The sequence below is a fragment of the Mycobacterium noviomagense genome, from assembly GCF_010731635.1.
GTDB lineage: Bacteria > Actinomycetota > Actinomycetes > Mycobacteriales > Mycobacteriaceae > Mycobacterium > Mycobacterium noviomagense.
Window position 1 is genome coordinate 2118366 of record NZ_AP022583.1, and the last position, 20578, is coordinate 2138943.

The 20578-nt window shown below is 66.3% G+C and carries 16 protein-coding genes and 2 pseudogenes; 10 read left to right on the forward strand and 8 right to left on the reverse strand.

Features of this window, described 5'->3' with window-relative positions:
- The first annotated feature begins 13 nt into the window (after positions 1-13).
- On the forward strand, positions 14-751 hold the full coding sequence (locus G6N15_RS09765) for a polysaccharide deacetylase family protein (RefSeq protein ID WP_083088747.1): 738 nt from the start codon (positions 14-16) through the stop codon (positions 749-751).
- 11 nt (positions 752-762) lie between these two features.
- Here the strand turns inward: G6N15_RS09765 and G6N15_RS09770 are convergent, their stop codons facing one another.
- Positions 763-2235 (reverse strand): aldehyde dehydrogenase, encoded by a 1473-nt coding sequence (locus G6N15_RS09770; protein WP_083088746.1) that lies wholly within the window; start codon positions 2233-2235, stop codon positions 763-765.
- 114 nt (positions 2236-2349) lie between these two features.
- Positions 2350-3117: a class I SAM-dependent methyltransferase gene (locus G6N15_RS09775; protein WP_083088745.1), complete on the reverse strand. Its 768-nt coding sequence runs from the start codon at positions 3115-3117 to the stop codon at positions 2350-2352.
- A 25-nt stretch (positions 3118-3142) separates the two neighbouring features.
- Between G6N15_RS09775 and G6N15_RS09780 the strand changes: the two genes are divergently transcribed.
- Positions 3143-4333: a glycosyltransferase family 4 protein gene (locus G6N15_RS09780; RefSeq protein WP_083088744.1), complete on the forward strand. Its 1191-nt coding sequence runs from the start codon at positions 3143-3145 to the stop codon at positions 4331-4333.
- A 38-nt stretch (positions 4334-4371) separates the two neighbouring features.
- Positions 4372-4605, forward strand: a pseudogene (locus G6N15_RS09785) (type II toxin-antitoxin system VapC family toxin); the annotation flags it as partial.
- Positions 4606-4639: 34 nt separating this feature from the next.
- Here the strand turns inward: G6N15_RS09785 and G6N15_RS09790 are convergent.
- Positions 4640-6355: a hypothetical protein gene (locus G6N15_RS09790; RefSeq protein ID WP_083088771.1), complete on the reverse strand. Its 1716-nt coding sequence runs from the start codon at positions 6353-6355 to the stop codon at positions 4640-4642.
- Positions 6356-6385: 30 nt separating this feature from the next.
- Positions 6386-7726: a DUF3068 domain-containing protein gene (locus G6N15_RS09795; RefSeq protein WP_163748013.1), complete on the reverse strand. Its 1341-nt coding sequence runs from the start codon at positions 7724-7726 to the stop codon at positions 6386-6388.
- 129 nt (positions 7727-7855) lie between these two features.
- Between G6N15_RS09795 and G6N15_RS09800 the strand changes: the two genes are divergently transcribed.
- A complete protein-coding gene (locus tag G6N15_RS09800) occupies positions 7856-9094 on the forward strand; it encodes an acyltransferase family protein (RefSeq protein ID WP_083088742.1) in 1239 nt (412 codons plus the stop codon).
- Here the strand turns inward: G6N15_RS09800 and G6N15_RS09805 are convergent.
- Entirely contained in the window at positions 9063-10484 is a 1422-nt protein-coding gene (locus tag G6N15_RS09805) for an AMP-binding protein (protein ID WP_083088770.1), read from the reverse strand. The genes G6N15_RS09800 and G6N15_RS09805 overlap by 32 nt on opposite strands.
- A 53-nt stretch (positions 10485-10537) precedes the next feature.
- The gene (locus G6N15_RS09810; protein ID WP_083088741.1) at positions 10538-11518 is read right to left on the reverse strand and encodes a phosphotriesterase family protein; all 981 of its coding nucleotides are present in this window, start codon (positions 11516-11518) and stop codon (positions 10538-10540) included.
- A 189-nt stretch (positions 11519-11707) separates the two neighbouring features.
- Here G6N15_RS09810 and G6N15_RS09815 point away from each other — a divergent pair, with 189 nt between their 5' ends.
- Positions 11708-12379 (forward strand): TetR/AcrR family transcriptional regulator, encoded by a 672-nt coding sequence (locus tag G6N15_RS09815; protein WP_083088740.1) that lies wholly within the window; start codon positions 11708-11710, stop codon positions 12377-12379.
- A complete protein-coding gene (locus G6N15_RS09820; protein ID WP_083088739.1) occupies positions 12376-13317 on the forward strand; it encodes a R2-like ligand-binding oxidase in 942 nt (313 codons plus the stop codon). Before G6N15_RS09815 ends, G6N15_RS09820 begins: the two co-directional genes overlap by 4 nt.
- A gap of 12 nt (positions 13318-13329) precedes the next feature.
- Here the strand turns inward: G6N15_RS09820 and G6N15_RS09825 are convergent, their stop codons facing one another.
- Together G6N15_RS09825 and G6N15_RS09830 are read right to left on the reverse strand one after the other, a co-directional pair.
- Entirely contained in the window at positions 13330-14745 is a 1416-nt protein-coding gene (locus tag G6N15_RS09825; protein ID WP_083088738.1) for an NADP-dependent succinic semialdehyde dehydrogenase, read from the reverse strand.
- Between the two features lie 97 nt (positions 14746-14842).
- The gene (locus G6N15_RS09830) at positions 14843-15247 is read right to left on the reverse strand and encodes a GNAT family N-acetyltransferase (RefSeq protein WP_083088769.1); all 405 of its coding nucleotides are present in this window, start codon (positions 15245-15247) and stop codon (positions 14843-14845) included.
- A gap of 350 nt (positions 15248-15597) precedes the next feature.
- On the opposite strand from G6N15_RS09830, the gene G6N15_RS09835 reads away from it, so the two are divergent.
- The 4 genes and pseudogenes from G6N15_RS09835 to G6N15_RS22945 form a co-directional block, all read left to right on the forward strand.
- Entirely contained in the window at positions 15598-17046 is a 1449-nt protein-coding gene (locus tag G6N15_RS09835; protein ID WP_083088737.1) for an RNA-guided endonuclease InsQ/TnpB family protein, read from the forward strand.
- Between the two features lie 70 nt (positions 17047-17116).
- A complete protein-coding gene (locus G6N15_RS09840) occupies positions 17117-18760 on the forward strand; it encodes an acetolactate synthase large subunit (RefSeq protein WP_083088736.1) in 1644 nt (547 codons plus the stop codon).
- Positions 18761-18879: 119 nt separating this feature from the next.
- A complete protein-coding gene (locus G6N15_RS09845; RefSeq protein WP_083088735.1) occupies positions 18880-20454 on the forward strand; it encodes a succinic semialdehyde dehydrogenase in 1575 nt (524 codons plus the stop codon).
- Positions 20455-20482: 28 nt separating this feature from the next.
- Positions 20483-20554, forward strand: a pseudogene (locus G6N15_RS22945) (FAD-dependent oxidoreductase); the annotation flags it as partial.
- Between the last annotated feature and the right edge of the window lie 24 nt (positions 20555-20578).

Below are 20578 nucleotides of genomic sequence, written 5' to 3' on the forward strand. Positions count from 1 at the left end.
TAGCTTTGACCCTATGCCGAATATCGATCGGCGGACGATGCTGTCCGTCATTGCCGCCACCTTCGCGGCGGCAGCAAGCCGGGCGGCGCCGGCGGGTGCCGGCCCGGTGCGGTGGGCGATTCCGCTGGCCCCGCTGCCCACGGCGGCCGGTGTGCTCACCCGATTGCCCGGAGGCGGTAATCAGTTGGCCCTCACTGTCGATGACGGTGCCAGCGTCCCGGTCGTGGGCGCGTTCGCCGAGTTTTGTCGCGACAGCGGCACTCGGCTCACCTTTTTCGTCACCGGTGCCAATCCGTCATGGTCGGCCAATGCCCCCGCGCTGCGGCCACTGGTCGACTCCGGGCAGGTCCAGATGGCCAACCACACCTGGTCACACCCATACCTCAACCGCATCGGGCTGGGCGCGGTAGCCGACCAGATTCGGCGCAACGCCGACTTTTTGCAAAGCACCTATGGTGTGGACGGCACCCCTTACTTTCGCCCGCCGTACGGCATCCACAACGCCGACATCGACCGCGTCGCCGCCGATCAGGGCTATACGACGATCACGATGTGGAGCAGTAGTCTGGGCGATTCCGCCCCGGAGAGCGAAGCCAGCCTCATCGCCAACGCCAGCAAGTCGTTTCAGCCGCAGCAGATCGTGCTCGCGCACGCCAACCTGCCCACCATCACCCGCTGCTATCCAGCGCTGCTCGACCTCATCCACAGCCGCAATCTGCGGACGGTGACGCTGAATGACGTCGCCGCCTAACCAAGCGCCGGTCAGCTGTCGATGGTGTAGCCCATGGGCATCAGCACGCTCTTCTGCTGCGTGAAGTGCTCGACGCCCTCAGGCCCATTCTCGCGGCCGATGCCGGAGTTTTTGTAGCCGCCGAACGGGCAGCAGGGATCGAACGCGTACCAGTTGATGGCATACGTTCCGGTGCGGATCTTCTCCGCAATCTCGATGCCGCGCGGAATGTTAGTGGTCCACACGCTGCCGGCCAGCCCGTACACCGAATCGTTGGCGATCGCGATCGCGTCCTCCTCGCTGTCGTACGGGATGATGGACAGCACCGGTCCGAAGATTTCTTCCTGCGCGATCGTCATGTTGTTGTCGACGTCGGCGAACACCGTCGGCTGCACGAAGTAGCCGCTGTCGAGGCCTTCGGGACGGCCGCCGCCACAGACCAGCCGCGCGCCTTCCTCGATGCCTTTGGCGATGTAACCCTCGACCCGGCTACGCTGCTTCTCCGAGATCAGCGAACCGATCTGGGCGACTGGGTCCGACGGCAGCCCGACCGGCAGTGCCTGCACGAAATCGCTGACCGCATCGACGATCTCGTCGTACCGCGACCGCGGCGCCAGGATACGGGTCTGAGCCACACAGGCCTGCCCGGTGTTCATGATCCCGGAGAACACCAACATCGGGATGGCAGAGGCCAGATCGACGTCGGCGAGGACGATGGCCGCCGATTTCCCGCCGAGTTCCAGGGTGCACGGCTTGAGCAGGTCCGCGGCGCGCCGACCGATCTCCTTCCCGACGGCCGAGCTGCCGGTGAAGGTGAAGATGTCGATGTCCGGGTTGGACGTCAATGCTTGCCCGGTCTCGATCCCACCGGGAACTATCGAGAGCACACCCTCGGGTAGGCCGGCTTCGACGAACACCTCCGCCAAAGCATTTGCGCTCAGCGGTGTTTCGGCGGCGGGCTTCAGCACCACCGTGCAGCCGGCCAGCAGCGCCGGACCCAGCTTGTTGACGGCTAGGAACAGCGGCACGTTCCACGCGACGATCGCGCCGACGACACCGAGCGGCTCGCGATAGACGATGCTTTGCCCGTATCCGCCGTTGCGGATCTCTTTCCACTTGACCTGTTCGACGGCGGGGCCGGCGAAGAAATTCAGCGCTCCGATCGAGCTCATCCAGTGCATCGTCTCGATGGTCGTCGGCGGCTGGCCGGTTTCGTCGGCGAGCAATCTGGTGAACAGCTCCTTGCGCTCTTCCATCACCTTGAGCGCATTGGCGATGACGGCCGCGCGCTCGGCCGGCGGGGTGGACGGCCAGGGCCCGGTGTCGAACGCCTTGCGGGCCGCCGCGACGGCGGCGTCGACGTCGGCGGCCGCCGCAAGCGGCACCTTGCCGACATACTCGCCGGTGGCCGGGCAGTGCACCTCGATCACGTCTGACGTCGACGGCTCCGTCCACTTGCCGCCGATGAAAAGCTTGTCGTACTCGGTCTTCTGGCTGTCGGGCATATGCGCCGCTCCTCCTCATCGCTCCGCTCTGCATCGTCGCCGGCGGCTATGCCCGCCACCCTACCCAGCCGACGGCAAAACGAGAACACGTTTCAGTCAAGAGACATTGTTGGCTTACTGTGGTCGCAGCACCAGCACCAAGTTGCTCACCAGAAACTCTCGCAGTACCGGCACGGACGTCATCCACCACGCCCATCGTGGGTGGTAGCGAGGGAAAGCGGCGACCAGCGCGCCCGTGCCTGCCGCCCACGTCAGCCCGTCGGCCGCCGACACCGCGAAAAGTGACGACCCATAGTTGTTCTTGGCGGGGTGACCGTGTTTTCGGGCGTAGCGCGCCGCGGCGCGGGCCCCGCCGATGTAGTGCGTGGGGCCCATTTCGTGGCCGCCGAAAGGGCCCAGCCACACGGTGTAGGACAGCAGCGCCAGGCCGCCCGGCTTCGTGACCCGCAGCATCTCGTTGCCCAGCTGCCAGGGTCGCGGCACGTGCTCGGCGACATTGGACGACAGGCAGACGTCCACGCTGTCGTCGGCGAAGGGCAGCGCCATCCCCGACGCCCGCACGAACACCCCCGAGTCGTCGCGGGCCGCCGGTCCGCGCGCATGCATCTCGGCGGGATGAGGCTCGACCCCGAGGTAGTGAGCACCGACATCGGCGAAGGCTGCCGCGAAATATCCCGGGCCGCCGCCAACGTCGAGCACGGTACGGCCAACTAGCGGGCTGTAATTGGCGGCGCGCCACAAGTCGGCGACCATCGCCGCGGTGTCCGCGGCCAGTGCGCCGTAGAACCGGGCCGGCTCCGACTGCTCGTAGCGGAACTCTGACAGCAGTCGCAGCGAGCGGGACAGTGTCGCCCGCCGAGCGAAGATGTCGGTGACGGCCATCGGGCCCAGGCTAGGCTGTCATCCAATGTCTGCCGCGCAACGTGAGCCCACGGGCCAGCGATCCCAGGGTGTCAGCGCGGTATTGCTGCTGTGCTGGCGGGACACCGGTCATCCGCAAGGCGGCGGCAGCGAAGCTTATCTGCAGCGCATCGGCGCCCAGCTGGTCGCTTCCGGGGTGGCTGTGACGCTGCGCACCGCGCGCTACCCGGGCGCGCTGCGACGGGAAGTGGTCGACGGTGTGCAGATCAGCCGTGCGGGCGGCCGGTATTCGGTGTACGTGTGGGCGCTGCTGGCGATGGCGGCCGCCCGGGTGGGGTTGGGGCCGCTGCGGCGGGTGCGGCCCGACGTGGTGATCGACACCCAGAACGGCTTGCCGTTTCTGGCCCGATTGCTCCACGGCCAAAAAGTCGCGGTGCTGGTGCACCATTGTCACCGCGAGCAGTGGCCGGTGGCCGGCCCCGTGCTCGGCCGACTTGGCTGGTTTGTCGAGTCGAAGTTGTCGCCGCGCGTGTACCGCCGCAATCAATACGTGACGGTGTCGCTGCCGTCGGCCCGCGACCTCGTCGACCTCGGCGTGCACAACGGTCGGATCGCCGTGGTGCGCAACGGGCTTGACGAGGCGCCACCGCAAACCCTCAGTGGTCCACGCGCGCAGTCGCCGCGCGTGGTTGTGCTGTCGCGGCTGGTGCCGCACAAGCAGATCGAGCACGCCCTGGACGCAGTGGCGCTGTTACGGCCACGGATACCGGGTCTGCACCTCGACGTCGTCGGCGGCGGATGGTGGCAGCCGCGCCTGGTCGACCATGCGGCGCGGCTCGGCATCAGCGACGCGGTGACATTTCACGGCCACGTCGACGACGTAACCAAACATCATGTCGTGCAACGGTCTTGGGTACACGTGTTGCCGTCACGCAAAGAAGGATGGGGCTTGGCTGTGGTCGAGGCGGCTCAGCATGGGGTGCCTACGATCGGCTACCGGTCCTCCGGCGGGCTGTGCGACTCGATCGTCGACGGGGTGACCGGGATATTGGTCGACGACCACGACGAGCTGGTGAGCCGGCTCGAAGAACTGCTGGCCGATCCGGTGCTGCGTGACGAACTCGGCGACAAGGCGCAGATTCGATGCGGTGAGTTCTCGTGGCGGCAAAGCGCTGACGCGATGCGCGGTGTGCTGGAGGCGGTGCAATCCGGCCGCCGGGTCAGCGGCTTGGTGTAACGCCTGGGCAAACCCCGGGCAGGTGCATGTGGGGCGCTCAGCTGATCAGCGACCACGAAGGACTCGTCGCGGTTGCCGATTTCCATAGCCTGCCGCTGCGACGTTGGCCGACAAAGCCTTTCATCCGCCGTGCCTACGAATTACGCAGTGCCCACACCGTCGCCGACGGCGTATATGTCGCGCTCGCCGAGGGACTTGCTGCGCCGTTGATCACCTGCGACGAGCGCCTGGCGCAATCCCAGGGCCATCGCGCAGAGATCGAACTGATCGCCGGATCACAAAGGCTGCCCCCGAACCACCCATTGGTCACCGACGTTCGCCGACGAGCGGTTCCCGAAACACACGACGCCAGCCGGCGGCGATCGACCCCGCAGCGCCACCAACGAGCAATGCCAGCCACGCCATGTGTGCGACCAGCACCGCAAACCGCCGGTGCGCCACCGGGCTTACCCGGTGGCCGCCGATGCGGTACAGCACCAGATCAGGGTCACGGTAGACCGCAGGCAGCGAGTCAAGGGTGCGGGCTGCCGCACCCATGTCGCCTGCGGTCCCCGACTCGACGACGAGCCACGCCACGCCGGCATCGCGCAGCGCGCCGGGATCGGCTCCTGCCAGCAGCAGGCCTTGCACTGCGCGTGCGTGGGCACCTTCGCCGGGAACGGTGACCCCCGAAACGGTCAGGTCACCGGTGGTCAGCACGTCCGCGCGCAGCCAGCGCGGCAGCGGATCGAGCACCGGTGCCCGACCCGACCAGGAGAAGCGGCGCATGGTGCCGGCCGGCAATGCCGCCACCGGGCCGGGGTCGCGGTTGATCAGCGACGACACGGCGGGCCAGCTGACGGGGTAGTGCACCGGCTCGAGCTTGCCCGCCACTCCCCAGGCCAGATCGGGCAGCCCCGCAACGAGCGCGACGCAGCACGCCACGGCCGTCACCGCCGGCTGCAGCCAACGCTGCAGGGTCAGCACCGCGCCGGCGCCGGCCAGTGCATATCCCGGCATGGCCAACGCCACCCACTTCTGACCGTCCCGCACCACCGCGAGTGCCGGAGCAACGTCGACCAGCGCTCGCAATAGCGCCAACCCAGGCCCGGTGGCCAGCAGCGCTGGCACGAACACGGCGGTCATTGCCAACCCGAGCAGGGGCACCGCCGCCGGCCGCCGGACCAATGCCGGCACACCAATCGCCACCACCGCCAGCAGCGCCACGGCTGCCACCAGGGCGAAAATCGTTGTGCGCGACGTTGGTACGGCCTCGGCGTTCCAGATTCCGCCGAGACTCGCCAGGCTGCCGAGAGTGCCCAAACCGGGTTCGGCGCGCGCGGCGAACACGGCAACCGCCGAAGTTTGCGCCCAAGTACGCGCACCCCAAGACGACCCCAGCGCCGACGCCGTCAACCAGGGCAGCGCCGCCACCACCGCGACGGCGACCGTCGCGCTCCCGCACAGCCAGCGCCCACAGCCGGAGCCGCGCGTCGCCGCGCACACCAGCGCGACGATCGCGGCCAGCATCAGCCCGGTCGGCGTCAATCCCGCCAACGCGACCCAGAAAGCCAACGCAAAAAACTTTCGACGACCGCCCGCCAACCGCAGACCGAGCATGATCGCCGCAACCCATGGCAGGCAGCCGTAGCCGACCAGCAGACTCCAATGCCCCTGCAATAGCCGCTCGGCGACATACGGGTTCCAGATCGCCAGCGTGGTCGCGACGAACTGACCGGACCGTCCCGACTCGGGCAGCACCACTGCGGCCAAATGGCCCGCGCCCCAGCCGGCCAGCCACAGCGCCAACACCAGCAGCGCTTTGATCACGATGCCGCCGTCGAGCACATGCGAGGCCAGCGCTACCGCGAAATCCTGTGGCGTTGCCCGCGGCGCCGACTCTCCCAACCCGAGCGCGGTATCGGACAGATACGACCGCGGCGTGGACACCGCGTCGCGCAGCAACAGATAGCCGGGGCCCAGCAACGGCCCCACCACGAGCAGCGCCAGCAGCAGGGCGTATCCCTGCGCCGACCACCGCAGAGCCCGGCGGAGTATCCGGGTCACAGTCGGCTAGAGACGCTCGGGCGGACCTGATTTGTGCGGACCGGAATCAGCCGGACCAGACTCGGCCGGCCCCGACTCGGGATGAGGTGCACCAGCGGTGGGCGTGCCTGACGGCGGTGCGGGCCCCGGGGGCGCGCCGGAGTGTGGTGGAGGGCTCTCGTCCTGCAAGTCGGGGCGCGTCGGCAGTATCTCGGTCTCGGCTTCAGCCCCCGACACGGGTTGGCCCGCTGTGTCGTCGCGGCCGAAGAAGCCGTGGTCGGCTCGGTCGAGGCCGGGGTCGATCAGCGCGGCTTCGGTCCGCAGGCTGAACCAGCCGAGTACAGCACCGCCGATCAGCGCGATCAGACCGGCCGCGGTGAACGTGATGGGCAAAACTCGTGACCACAGCGCCAGCCGGTCACGCTCGTCGCGGGCCGCGTTGACTTGCGACTCAATGGTTTCCTCGTTGGAGGTGAGTTTGTAGTCGGCGATCGTCACCTCGGGCTTGAGCGGGTCGCGGGCGAAGTAGTGGTTGGCGTGCTCTTGTTCCTTGACGATGGTGCCCGACACCGGGTCAACCCAGAACGTGCGCTGGGCCGCGTAATAGCGCGTCATGGTGATTTTTTCGTCCGGGTTGTCCCCGGGCACGCCCCACATCGCTGCCGATGCGGTGACTTTGCCGTCGTCGTCATTGGCGTAGAGGGAGGGGTATTTGACTGGGTCGACGAGCTTGCCGTCACCGTCGTAGCCGACGTTCTGGGTGAACCGGTAGGTGGTCAACCCGTTGACGTCGTCTTGGCCTTGGTAGTTGGCGTCGTACGCCTTCTGGGCGATCGGGTCGAAGTAGGGGTAGGTCTTTTTCTCGGTGTGGAACGGAAACCGGTAGGACAACCCGTCGTGTGGGAGCGCGATGTTGGTGGGCGGGCTCTCGTCGTTGATGCTGCGGGGTTTTTGCACCGAGCCGCCGGGATGGGTTTCGTCGGAGACGGCCATCGCCGTTTTGCGGTTGAGGGTGACGGTGTCGACGATCGCCAGCAGCAGCCCGGTGTCCTTTTGCTTGTCGCTGCGCCGCACCGTGCTGCCGACTTGCAGTGTGACGACGTCGGCGTTGGCGGGCGACTCGACGCTGATCTGCTGCTGCGACACCAGCGGCACGTTCTGGTTGACCACGTAGTGGTCGCCGGCCATCGACGCGGGATCGAGCGCGGTTCCGTTGCCGTCGCTGATCAACGTGGTGTCAAGATCAAGCGGGATCTTGGTGATCCTGCTGGTGGTGTATGTCCACAGCAGCAGCGCGGCGATCAGCAGAGCAGCCCCGAGCCCCATGATTCCGCACGCGGCGATCCGCAACATGACTGCTCGGTTCACGCTGCGTGACCTCCTTCTGGTCCGAGATCGCCGCCACCGGCGTGTGACCAGGCAGCGAGGCAAAACCCGTTCGACCCTAACAGCAGACCTTAAGGTCGCGGCTTATGTACCGCTTCTCGCTGCAAGCACATGCGGTGTACCCAGCTTGGGCAGTCCGACACCGCACGGCAGACTGTGCTCGTGACCGATAATGCGCGGGTTGGTGGCACCCGCAGCTTCCTGCCGGCCGTGGAAGGCATGCGCGCCTGTGCAGCTATCGGGGTGGTCGTCACCCACGTCGCTTTCCAGACCGGTCACTCCAGCGGTATCGATGGCCGCTTGTTCGGCCGTTTCGACTTCGCTGTCGCGGTGTTCTTCGCCCTGTCGGGTTTTTTGCTGTGGCGCGGGCATGCCGCGGCGGCACGAGGCCTCGGGTTCCCGCCGGCGACGGGTCACTATCTGCGCTCCCGGGTGGTACGTATCATGCCCGGCTACGTGGTGGCCGTCGTCGTGATCCTGTGCCTGCTGCCTGATGCCGATCACGCCAGCCTGACGGTGTGGCTGGCGAACCTGTCGCTCACCCAGATCTACGTTCCGCTCACCCTGACGGCGGGGTTGACGCAGATGTGGAGCTTGTCGGTTGAGGTCAGCTTCTATCTGGCCTTGCCTATCCTGGCGCTGCTGGCCCGGCGCATCCCGGTCCGGCTGCGGATACCGGTGATCGCGGCTGTCGCAGTCGCGAGTTGGGCATGGGGCTGGATCCCGTTCGGGGCGACGCCGGGGCTCAACCCGCTGAACTGGCCGCCGGCGTTTTTCTCGTGGTTCGCTGCAGGCATGCTGCTGGCCGAATGGCTTCACACCCCGCTCGGGCTGCCGCACTGGTTGGCGCGGCGCAGGGTGCTAATCGCCGGCGTCGCACTGGCCGCGTACCTGATCGGGGCATCCCCGTTGGCCGGCCCGGCCGGGCTGACACCCAGCACCGCAGCGCAATTCACCGTCAAGACCGCGATGGGCGCGCTGCTGGCCTTCGCGTTGGTCGCGCCGCTGGTACTGGACCGGCCCGACACCCCGCACCGCTTCCTGGCCACTGCGGGCATGGTGACCTTGGGCCGCTGGTCTTATGGCATTTTCGTCTGGCACCTGGCCGCGTTGGCCATGGTGTTTCCGGTGATCGGTGAATTCGCGTTCAGCGGTTCGATGCCCGTCGTGCTGGTGTTGACGCTGATATTCGCCATCGCGATCGCCGCGGTCAGCTACGCGCTCGTCGAGTCACCGTGCCGAGAAGCGTTGCGCCGCTGGGAACATCGCAGCACGCAGCCAGGGCAAGACCCGCGGGATGTTCCGGGGCTCGAACCGGTCAGCAGTGTTGCCGCGCCTGCAACCGCGTAATGACATCGGCGCGCACCGCCGAGCGGCGCGCCTTACCGGCGTCGTCGCGCAGTGGGGCGTCGACGAATTCCACGGCGCGCGGCACCTTGTAAGCAGCGATACGCTCGCGTAGAAACGCTTGCAGCGCTTCCTCGTTCAGCGCCGACCCGTCGCAGGTGTGTACCAGCGCGTAGGGCACCTGACCCAGATCGTCATCGGGGGCACCCACGACCAGACACGACAGCACGTCGGGATGCGCCGATAGCGCATTCTCGATCTCGGCGGGATACACGTTGCGGCCGCCGACCGTGAACATGTCGACGCGGCGGTCCGACAGGTAGAGGTAGCCGTCGGCGTCGAAGTAGCCGAGATCACCCAGCGAGTCCCAGCCGTCGCGGGACTTGGCCGAGACACCGACGTAGCGATAGGTCGGCGGGGTGCCCGGGCTGGGCCGCATATAGATCTCGCCGACCACGCCGGGCGGGCACTCGCGGCCGTCGTCGTCGAGCACCTTCATTTCGCCGGCGACGACGACGCCCACCGACCCCGGGTGGGTCAGCCACTGCTCGCCGGAGATGAACGTCAACGCCTGAAGTTCGGTGCCGCCGTAGAGCTCCCACACCTTCTCCGGGCCGAGTAGGTCGATCCAGGCCTGTTTGATTGCGGGCGGGCACGGCGCCCCGAGATGCCAGAACCGCCGGATCGACGACAGGTCGTAGGCATCGGGGTTGGCGCAGTAGACCGGCAGCAGCCGCTGCATGATCGTCGGCACCGTCGTCAAGAAGGTGACGCGATGCTCGGTGATGAGGCGTAGAAACTCATGCGGCTCGAACCGGCTCATCAGCACCAGGTGGTGGCGCATCAGCAACGCGATCACCGCCGTCGTGAGGCCGGTGTTGTGGGTCAGCGGCACCGAGACCAGGGTGGTGTCGCCCTCCTGGGCGCCCAGCGGATAGCCGATGATGGGCGGTATCCGGCTGTCGCCGCCGGCTTCGATGAGCTTGGGACGTCCGGTGCTGCCGCCGGACGCCATCGACTTCCAGCACGGTGAAACCGCTTCCGGCAGCGGGGCGTCCGAGGTATCAGGCATGAAACCGGCTGGAATGCTTGGGATTTCACCTTTAGGATCTTCGCGCCCGACCAGCAGTGCTCGCGGCCGCAGTTCCAGTAAGCCCTCGAATTCCGGGCCGGGGAGCCGCGGGGACAACGGCTGGGGCACCGCCCCGAGTTTCCAGCACGCGACCGCCGCCTGTATCCATTCGACGGAGTTGGGCAGCACGATCGTCACGTAGTCGCCGACACCGACGCCGCGTTCGGCGTAGGCGCGGGCCAGCCGGTTGGTCGAGGTGTCCAGTTCGGCGCGGGTGATGGTGCGTCCGTCGCAGGTGACCGCCGGTTCGTCCGGCGCCATTTCGGCCAGCCGCGAGATCTGGGTGCTGATCGGCGGCACCGGTTCAGGCTGTGTCACTGGTACGCGCCCTGGCGTTCGAAGATGCGGCGCGGGTTGTCGACGAGCATGGTGTGCAGCTGCTCGTCGGTGACGCCGCGCTCCTTGAGCGCAGGGATCACGTCGTTGTGGATATGCAGGTAGTGCCAATTTGGCGCAGCAACCCGCAGCAGGTCTTCGGGCAGCGCATCGAAGAAGCAGTTGGCGTCGTGGGAGAGCACCATCTTGTCGGCGTGCCCGCGCTCGCACATCCGCGCCACGGTGTTCACCCGGTCTTCGAACGGCAGGAACGCGTCGATGCCGAACCGGTCCATGCCGATGTAAGACCCGTTGTTGATCAGCTCTTGCAGGTAGTCGATGTCGGTGGTGTCGCCGGAGTGACCGATCACCACGCGGGACAGGTCGACACCTTCCTCGGCGAAGATGCGTTGCTGCTCGAGGCCGCGCCGGGTGACCGCGTGGGTGTGGGTGGAGATCGGCACACCGGTGCGCTTGTGGGCCTGCGCGACGGCGCGCAGCACCCGTTCAACTCCGGGGGTGACGCCGGGTTCGTCGGTGGCGCACTTGAGGATTGCGGCTTTGACCCCGGTGTCGGCGATGCCCTGCTCGATGTCTCGGACGAACAGGTCCGTCATGATCTCGGGACCGTCCAGTGGCGCGCCCGGGCCGAGATAGTGGAAGCAGAACGGGACGTCGTTGTAGGTGTACAAGCCGGTCGCGACGACGATATTCAGCTCGGTGGCTTGTGCGATCCGCGCGATGCGCGGAATGTAGCGGCCCAGCCCGATGACCGTGAGGTCGACGATGGTGTCGACGCCGCGGGACTTCAGCTCGTTGAGGCGCTCGATCGCGTCGGCCTCGCGTCTGGCCTCGTCGCCCCAGCTTTCCGGGTAGTTCTGGACGACCTCGGTGGTCATGACGAACACGTGCTCGTGCATGAGGGTGACGCCGAGATCGGTGGTATTGATGGGTCCCCGTGCGGTATTCACTTGCGCCACGCAGCCGATGCTAGAGCGATCGGGTGGCGCTGTCGGTGGATTGGGAAGCGCGGGCTATCCGCTCCGGGACATCCCGAGTGTGCGGCGCGACGCGGGGCAGGGGCGTACGGATCCACACACCGGCTGGCCCTTGATGAGTGAACTGGCTCACACTAAAATGACCACTGGTCATCGACACGAGGAGGACCGATGCCGACAGTGACGTGGGCGCGGGTGGACCCGGCGCGTCGGGCAGCGGTGGTAGAGGCCGCGGAGGCGGAGTTCGGTGCGCATGGGTTTTCCCGCGGCAGCCTGAACGTCATCGCGCGGCGCGCCGGGGTGGCCAAAGGCAGCCTGTTCCAGTACTTCGCGGACAAGCGCGACCTCTACGCGTTCATCGCCGACGTCGGAAGCCAGCGGGTGCGGTCCTACATGGAAGCACGCATTCGCGAGCTCGATCCGAGCCGGCCGTTCTTCGAATTTCTCACCGACCTGCTCGACGACTGGGTCGCGTACTTCGCCGACCATCCCCGGGAGCGAGCGCTTCATGCCGCGGCGAGTTTCGAGGTAGATACCGACGCCCGCATCAGTGTGCGCTCCGTGATCCACCGGCATTACTTAGAGGTCTTGCGGCCGCTGGTGCGCGACGCTCAAGCTCGCGGTGATTTACGGGCGGACGCCGACACCGACGCATTGTTGTCGTTGCTGTTGCTGATCTTTCCGCACCTGGCGCTCGCACCCTACGTGCGTGGCATGGATCCGATCCTTGGCCTCGACGAGCCCACCCCCGAGCAGCCGGCGCTGGCAGTGCGCCGACTGGTCGCGGTGCTCTCGGCCGCGTTCTCGCCGGCTAAGCAGCCAATGAAAAAGGAGGTCACATGACACGCACACAGTACGGTTCACTGGCCGCGGGCGGCCTGAACTGGGACAGCTTGCCGCTCAAGCTCTTTGCCGGTGGCAACGAGAAATTCTGGAATCCCGCCGACATCGACTTCTCCCGCGACCGGGCCGATTGGGAGGCACTATCTGACCGGGAACGCGACTACGCCACCCGGCTGTGCGCGGAGTTCATCGCCGGCGAGGAAGCGGTCACCAAGGACATCCAGCCATTCATGGCCGCGATGCGGGCCGAAGGGCGGCTGGGCGACGAAATGTATCTGACGCAGTTCGCGTTCGAGGAGGCCAAGCACACCCAGGTGTTCCGGCTCTGGCTCGACGCCGTCGGCGTCACCGACGACCTGCACAGTTACTTCGACGACCTGCCGGCATACCGGCAGATCTTCAACGACGAACTGCCCGAATCGCTCAACGCGCTTTACGTGGATCCCTCGCCGGCCGCACAGGTTCGGGCGTCGGTGACCTACAACCACATCGTCGAGGGCATGTTGGCCCTGACCGGTTACTACGCCTGGCACAAGATCTGCGTAGAACGCGGCATTCTGCCCGGGATGCAGCAGTTGGTGCAGCACATCGGTGACGACGAGCGCCGCCACATGGCGTGGGGCACCTTCACCTGTCGGCGCCACGTCGCCGCCGACGACACGAATTGGACGGTGTTCGAAACCCGGATGAACGAGCTGATCCCGCTGGGCCAGCGCCTCATCGACGAGGGTTTTGCGCTGTATGCCCCCGACGTTCCGTTCGACCTGTCACTGGATGAGTTCATGGCCTACGCCACCGACAAAGGGATGCGACGACTCGGCACGATCAGCAGCGCCCGCGGACGTCCGCTCGACGAAATCGACCTCGACTATTCGCCGCTGCAACTGGAGGACACTTTCGGCGACGAGGACGCGAAGGCGCTGGCCGCTTCGGCCTGAGGCCATCTAGCGCTACTCGACCTTCTTCCCGCCGCCGGCGTCACCGCTGTCTGCTGAGCCGACCCACACGGTCTTGGCGTTGCAGAACTCGCGGATCCCGTGGCCGGAAAGCTCACGGCCGTAACCGGAGCGCTTTACGCCGCCGAACGGCAGCTCGGGGTAGGACACCACCATCCCGTTGATGAAGACCTGCCCGGCTTCGATGTCGTCGATGAAGCGCTGCTGTTCGTCCTCGTCGCGGGTCCAGGCGTTGGAGCCCAGCCCGAACGTGGTGGCGTTGGCGATCTCGATCGCCTCGTCGATGTCGGCGGCGCGATACACCGAGGCCACCGGCCCGAATACCTCCTCGCAGAAGATCGGAATATCGCGGCTGATGTCGGTGATCACCGTCGGGGGATAGAACCAGCCCGGCCGGTCCAGACGCTTTCCGCCGCAACGGATTACCGCGCCGGCGGCGGCGGCCTCGTCGACGAGCTTCTCGACGTCGGCGCGGCCGGACTCGGTGGCCAGCGGACCGACGTCGGTGTCCGGATCTGTCGGATCGCCGACCCGCAGCGCGGCCATCTTCTCGGCGAACTTGTCCACGAACTCGTCATAGATGTCGGTGTGGACGATGAACCGTTTGGCGGCAATGCAGGATTGGCCGTTGTTTTGCACCCGCGCAGTGACCGCGGTGCTGACCGCCGCATCGAGATCGGCCGACGGCATCACGATGAACGGGTCGCTGCCGCCGAGTTCGAGCACGGTCGGCTTGATCTCGTCGCCGGCGATCGCCGCCACCGACTGTCCCGCCGGCTCGCTGCCGGTCAGCGTCGCCGCCGCCACCCGTGGGTCACGCAGGATGGTTTCCACCGCGCTGGACGGGACGAGCAGCGTCTGGAAACAACCCTCCGGGAACCCGCCGCGAGCGATCACGTCAGCGAGATAGAGCGCCGTCTGCGGGACGTTGGAGGCGTGCTTGAGGATCCCGACATTGCCGGCCATCAGCGCGGGGGCGGCGAACCGCACCGCCTGCCAGAGCGGGAAGTTCCACGGCATGACGGCCAGCACCACCCCCAGCGGCTGATACCGGGTGTACGCCTTGGCCGCGTTCACCGCTGCAGCGTCGGCCGGCTCGTCGGCCAGCAGCTGCTCGGCGTTCTCGGCGTAATACCGAAATCCCTTGGCGCACTTGAGTACTTCGGCCTTGGATGCCGCCAGCGTCTTGCCCATCTCGAGGGTCATCATTGCCGCGGTCTCGTCGGCCTCGGCCTCCAGCAGGTCGGCCGTCGCGCGCGTCCACTCGGCACGCTGAGCGAAGCTGGTGCGGCGGTAGTCGAGGAAGCGGGCATGCGCCCGCGCGATGGCCGCGTCGATTTCCTCGTTGGTCGCCGGATTGAACGTCTTGACTGTCTCTCCAGTGGCCGGGTTGATCGTGGCGATGGGCATGCTGACATCCTTCTGCTACTCGACCTACTAAACCAACCTCCAGCCTGCCACCGCGGGCGCCGGCGCAGGCGCCTGATCGAAACAGCGACGTCTACCGCTACCCGCGTCCGATTCCTGGTAGGGCATCGCCGGCCAACTCCGCACGGACCGCGGCGTGGGCTCGCGGGGTCACCGGATCCAGCAGGTCGTCGTAACTCTCTTCCCTGTCGACGTAGGCCGCGACGCGAGGACACAGCGCCACGATGCGCTTACCTGTCGTGCGGGTGTCGTCGAGTGCCGTCATGATCAATCGGTCGGTCAGCCCACGGCTGCGGGATTCGTCGCTGACCTTGGTGTGGTAGAAGATGCGCTGCCTGTCGGTGTCGACGTAGGCCGTGAGCCCGACCTCGACGCCGTCGACGCTGATCGCATACCGCCGGTGTCTCAGCTCGGCGGCGTTGGTAATGACCGGGTCGCCGCTGACGCCCCGATCCGACTGCCGCCTCTTTCGAAGAAATGACATGGTGACATCCTGCGGCTGCTCGATCGACAGAACCGCCCTCCAGCCTGCCACTATCGAGTGCGAAGGATTGGATCCGCGCCCCTTTTTGACTGACGAAGCTGCGGCGTCACCCTTCAGTCCGGACGAGTGAACCACCGCTGCGAACGGTCTACGCACGCGGCCACCGGCGCCAGCCTTATCGCGGATGAAGTCAAGCTGCGGGTCCGGCTCGCGGTGGCACGAGCGCAGGAAGTGTTGGAGCCTCCCTGACTAACGCATGGTGAGTCGTGGCAACTGCCGTCAGGCGCAACAGCTCGCAGCCGTAGCGTCGCGCTTCCCCGCAGCCGCAGGTTTTGTCGGTAGGTCGTGGGATGCTCACAGCTGAGATGACTCGGCACACCACATTCCGGTTCTGCCTCGACCCGACGGTGGAACAGCACGAAGCGCTGACCCGGCACTCGGGGGCCTCCCGGTTCGCCTTCAACCAGTGCCTACGCATGGTGAAAACCTCGCTCACTCATCACAAAACCGACCCGGAGACGCCTGTGCCTTGGACCGGCTTCGATCTGATCAACGCGTTCAATGCATGGAAAAAGACCGAGAACGCTGGCCGAGTATTCACTGTCGACAGCTCCGGCGTGGCCGAAGTCGTGGTGACCGGCCTGTCATGGCGGCGCAGTGTGTGCCAGCAGGTGTTCGAGGAAGCTGCCATCGATTGTGGTCGGGCGCTTGGGGCCTGGTCGGACTCCCGCTCGGGGAAACGCAAGGGCAAGCGGGTCGGGTTCCCGCGTTTCAAAAGGAAAACCGACAACGTGGCTTCGTTCAGGCTGCGTAACAATCACAAAAAAGACCGGCCACCGCCGATTCGGGTTGGCGACAATAGCCTGCCCCGGTCGGTCACCCTGCCCGGCATTGGCGCAATCAAGATTCGTGATGACACCCGCCGGTTGCGGCGCATGCTCACCAAAAACCGCGCCAAGATTCTCTTCGCCACCGTTTCGCGGCACCGCGGGCGCTGGTGGGTCTCGCTAAACATCCAGGCCGCCGAGCTGCACCCCGCCCATCAACATGCACCGCGCGGCGAAGATGATTCTGGTGGGTGGGTCGGGGTGGATCGTGGCCTATCGGCTTTCCTCGTCGCCGCCACCAGCGACGGCGCCGAGGTCGCCCGAGTCGACAACGCTCCCAAGGCACTGCGCGCCGGGATGCGTCGCCAGCGGCGGTTGGCGAAGAAACTGTCACGCAAGAAGAAAGGATCGCAAAACCGCAAAGACGCCGGCGCCAAGCTCGGCCGGCACCACAACCACGTGGCCAACGTCCGACGACATTTCCTGCATCAGGTCTCCAACGCGCTGGTCAAGACCCACGACCGGCTCGTCATCGAAGACCTCAACGTGTCCGGAATGCTGACGAACCAGCGCTTGGCACAGTCGATCTCGGACGCGGGATGGGCCGAGTTCGCCAGGCAGCTGCGTTACAAGCAGGCATGGCGCTTCGGTCAAGTATTGACCGTCGACCGCTGGTTCCCATCGAGCAAGACGTGCTCGGCATGCGGCGGCGTGAACACAGCATTGACATTGGCCGATCGTGTGTTCACCTGCGGATGCGGGCATTCCGCGGATAGGGACACCAACGCAGCGGTGAATCTGGCCCGCTGGGGCCAGGCCCATCACGACCTTCATCGGTCCCCGGACCCCCAAGCAGGAGGCCGGGCCACCAACGCCCGCCGACGGGACGGCGCTGACCAGCACCCTACGTGTGCGGGTGAAACCAGCCCGGAAGAAGCGGGAACCGACGCTCACACCGCATCCGCGGCCTGAGCCGAGGACGCCCGAGAAGGGCGGTGCCGAACACTCCCAGGAGTTATTCGGCAGGCTTTATCGTGGCGAGGTGAGTACAGCCGCTCAGCTGATGGTGAAATGCCTCGAAAACGAAGGTGTGTCCGTGGTCTTCGGACTACCCGGCGAGGAGAACATCCACTTCGTGCAGGCGCTGGCCGCCTCCGATATCCGCTACGTGCTGACCCGCCATGAGCAGGGTGCGGCGTTCATGGCCGAGATGTACGGCCGGGTCACCGGCCGGGCCGCGGTTGTGTCGACGACGCTGGGACCCGGTGCGATCAACATGCAGCTCGGCGTCGCCGACGCCACCACCAACAGCACCCCGATGGTCGCGATCTCGGCTCAGGTCGGCCATGACCGCGAGTACAAGGAGTCGCACCAGTACGTCGACCTGGTGTCGATGTTCGCTCCGATCACCCGCTGGGCCGACGGTGTTCCCACCGCGCGGGCGATACCGGAAATGTTCCGAAAGGCGTTCAAGGTGGCCGAGACGGAACGCCCGGCCGCGGTATACCTGGCCGTGCCCGAGCACATCGACGCCGATGACGCCGACTACGACCTGACGCCGTTGCCCCGCAACGTGGTGCGCGCCGAGGCCCCGGCAGCCGGTCAAGTGCAGCGGGCGGTCGAGATTCTGCGCTCGGCGAAGCGCCCGGTGGTGCTGGCCGGCCACGGAGCCGCCCGCAACGACGCCAGCGCGGCCCTGGTGCGGTTCTCCGACGAGCTCGGTGTCCCGGTCGCCAACACATTCCACGGCAAGGGCGTCATGCCCGACGACCACCCCAACAGCATCGGCACGATCGGGTTCATGCGGCATGACTACGTCAACTTCGGGTTCGACAACGCCGACGTCGTCATCGCCGTCGGCTACGAGCTGCAGGAGTTCGATCCCGTCCAGATCAACCCGAGCGGCGACAAGAAGATCATTCACATTCACCGCTTCCCAGCCGAAGTCGATGTGCACTACCCGGTTGCCGTCGGCATCATCGGCGACATCAGCGCGTCTTTGAATGCACTCACCGACGCCTTAGCTGGGCAGCGCTACTCCAGTGACGCCGCCCCCGTGTGCCAGATGCTGGCCGATGAATTCGCTCGTGGACAACAAGATTCGCGGTTCCCGCTGGCGCCGCAGCGGGTGGTCGCCGACACCCGCGCGGCGCTGGGCCGCAGCGACGTCGTGCTGGTCGACACCGGGGCCACCAAGATGTGGATGGCGCGGCTGTATCCCACTTACGAGCGCAACACCTGTTTGATCTCAAACGGATTGTCCACCATGTCTTTTGCGCTGCCCGGAGCGCTCGGCGTCAAGCTGGCCCGCCCGGGCTGCAAGGTGCTGGCCGCGGTGGGCGACGGAGCGTTCCTGATGAACTCGCAGGAGATCGAGACCGCGGTTCGCGAGCGCATACCGCTGGTGGTGCTGATCTGGGACGACGGCGGCTACGGTCTCATCGAATGGAAAATGGACCTCGAACTCGGCGACCACTACTACGTCAAGTTCGGTAATCCCGACGTCGTGACCTATGCCGAAAGCTTCGGCGCCAAGGGCTATCGCATCGGCAGCGCAGACGAACTGCTGCCGACGCTCAAGCGGGCGCTCGACGACGACGGCGTGTCGGTGATCTCCTGCCCGGTCGACTACTCCGAGAACCTGCGGCTGACCGACCGGCTCGGCCAGCTGGACGCGACGTTGTAGCGGCTCACCCGAGACCGGTGGTCGAACCACTCACCCTCACGGTGTAATCGGCGCAGACTGAAACGGGTATGCCCCAAACCAGAAGCAGCTTGTCGGTAGTGAGTAAAAGGAGTAACGCCATGACCACGATCGCCGGGCGTTCGCCCGAGACGGTAGACACCGTTCTACTCAAGGAACTGGCCGATCGGGTGGTGGCGGCTGACGCGGATTCCCGCCTGGAGGTCAGCAACGCGATGACGGGCCACCTGCTCGGGGATGTTCCGCGGTGCACACCTGATGATGTGGCAGCTGCCGCGCAGCGCGCCCGTGCCGTGCAGCCGGCGTGGGCCGCGCGGCCGGTGCGCGAGCGGGCGGAGGTGCTGCTGCGCTTCCACGATCTCGTGCTCAAGCGCCAAGACGAAGTGCTCGATCTCATCCAGCTCGAGAACGGCAAGGCGCGCCGGCATGCTTTCGAGGAAGTTCTCGACGTCTGCCTGACGTCGCGCTACTACGCGAACACAGCGGCCGACTATCTGGCTCCCAAGCGTCGGCAGGGGGTGCAGTTGGCGCTGACCCAGGTGTGGGAGCACCATCACCCCAAAGGTTTGGTGGGAATCATCTCGCCGTGGAACTATCCGTTGACGCTGGGCATCAGTGACGCGATTCCGGCGATCGTTGCCGGCAATGCCGTACTGACCAAACCTGATCAGCAGACACCGTTTTCGGCGTTGTGGGCGGTTCAGCTGCTCGAGGAAGCCGGTATGCCGCCGGGTTTGGTGCAGGTGGTCACGGGCTCGGGCTCCGAGCTGGGGACACCGATCATCGAGCAGTCCGACTATCTGATGTTCACCGGTTCCACCGCGGTGGGCCGTACCGTGGCCGCGCAGGCCGGTGAGCGGCTGATCGATTGCTCGATGGAGCTGGGCGGCAAGAACGCGTTGCTGGTGCTTGACGACGCAGACGTCGGTAAGGCGGTGTCCGGCGCGGTGCGCGCCGCGTTCTCCAACGCCGGGCAGTTGTGCATCTCGATCGAACGCATCTACGTGCCCGCGACACTGTGGGATGAGTTCACGTCGAAGTTCGCCGCCGCCGCAAAGTCGCTGAAACTTTCTGCTGCTCTGGACTATTCGGCCGATATGGGGTCGTTGATCTCCGAGAAGCAACTGAAGGCGGTGGCGGAGCACGTCGACGACGCGGTGGCCAAGGGCGCCAGCGTGCTGGCCGGGGGTAAGCCGCGGCCCGACATCGGCCCCTACTTCTACGAGCCGACCATCCTGACCGGGGTCCGCGAAGGCATGGCCGCGTTCGCCGACGAGACGTTCGGCCCGGTGGTCTCTCTGTACCGTGTCGACAGCGAGGAAGAGGCGATCCAGAAGGCCAACGACAGCGACTACGGCCTAAACTTCAGTGTCTGGACCTCCGACCCGAAGCGCGGGCGGCGGGTCGCGACCCGGCTGCAGGCGGGCACCGTGAATGTCAACGAAGCATACGCGGCGGCCTGGGGTTCGATGGATGCGCCGATGGGCGGCATGAAGGCGTCCGGCATCGGGCGTCGCCACGGCGAGCACGGCATCCTGAAATACACTGAGCCCCAAACGATCGCGATCGAGCGTGTGCTGCCGGTCGGTGCGCCGCCGTGGATCAACGCCGGTCGCTATGCGCGTGTCATGACCACCGGCTTGCGCGCCCTCAAGCGACTGCCCGGCGTCAAATAGAGAGCCGCAAGACCTTCGATACGACGTCGTGGTGATCGGATCAGGCTTCGGTGGATTGGTGTCAGCGCTACGGCTGACCGAGAAGGTAATGCGGGTGGGGTTTAGAGGCCGGACCGCCAGCCGA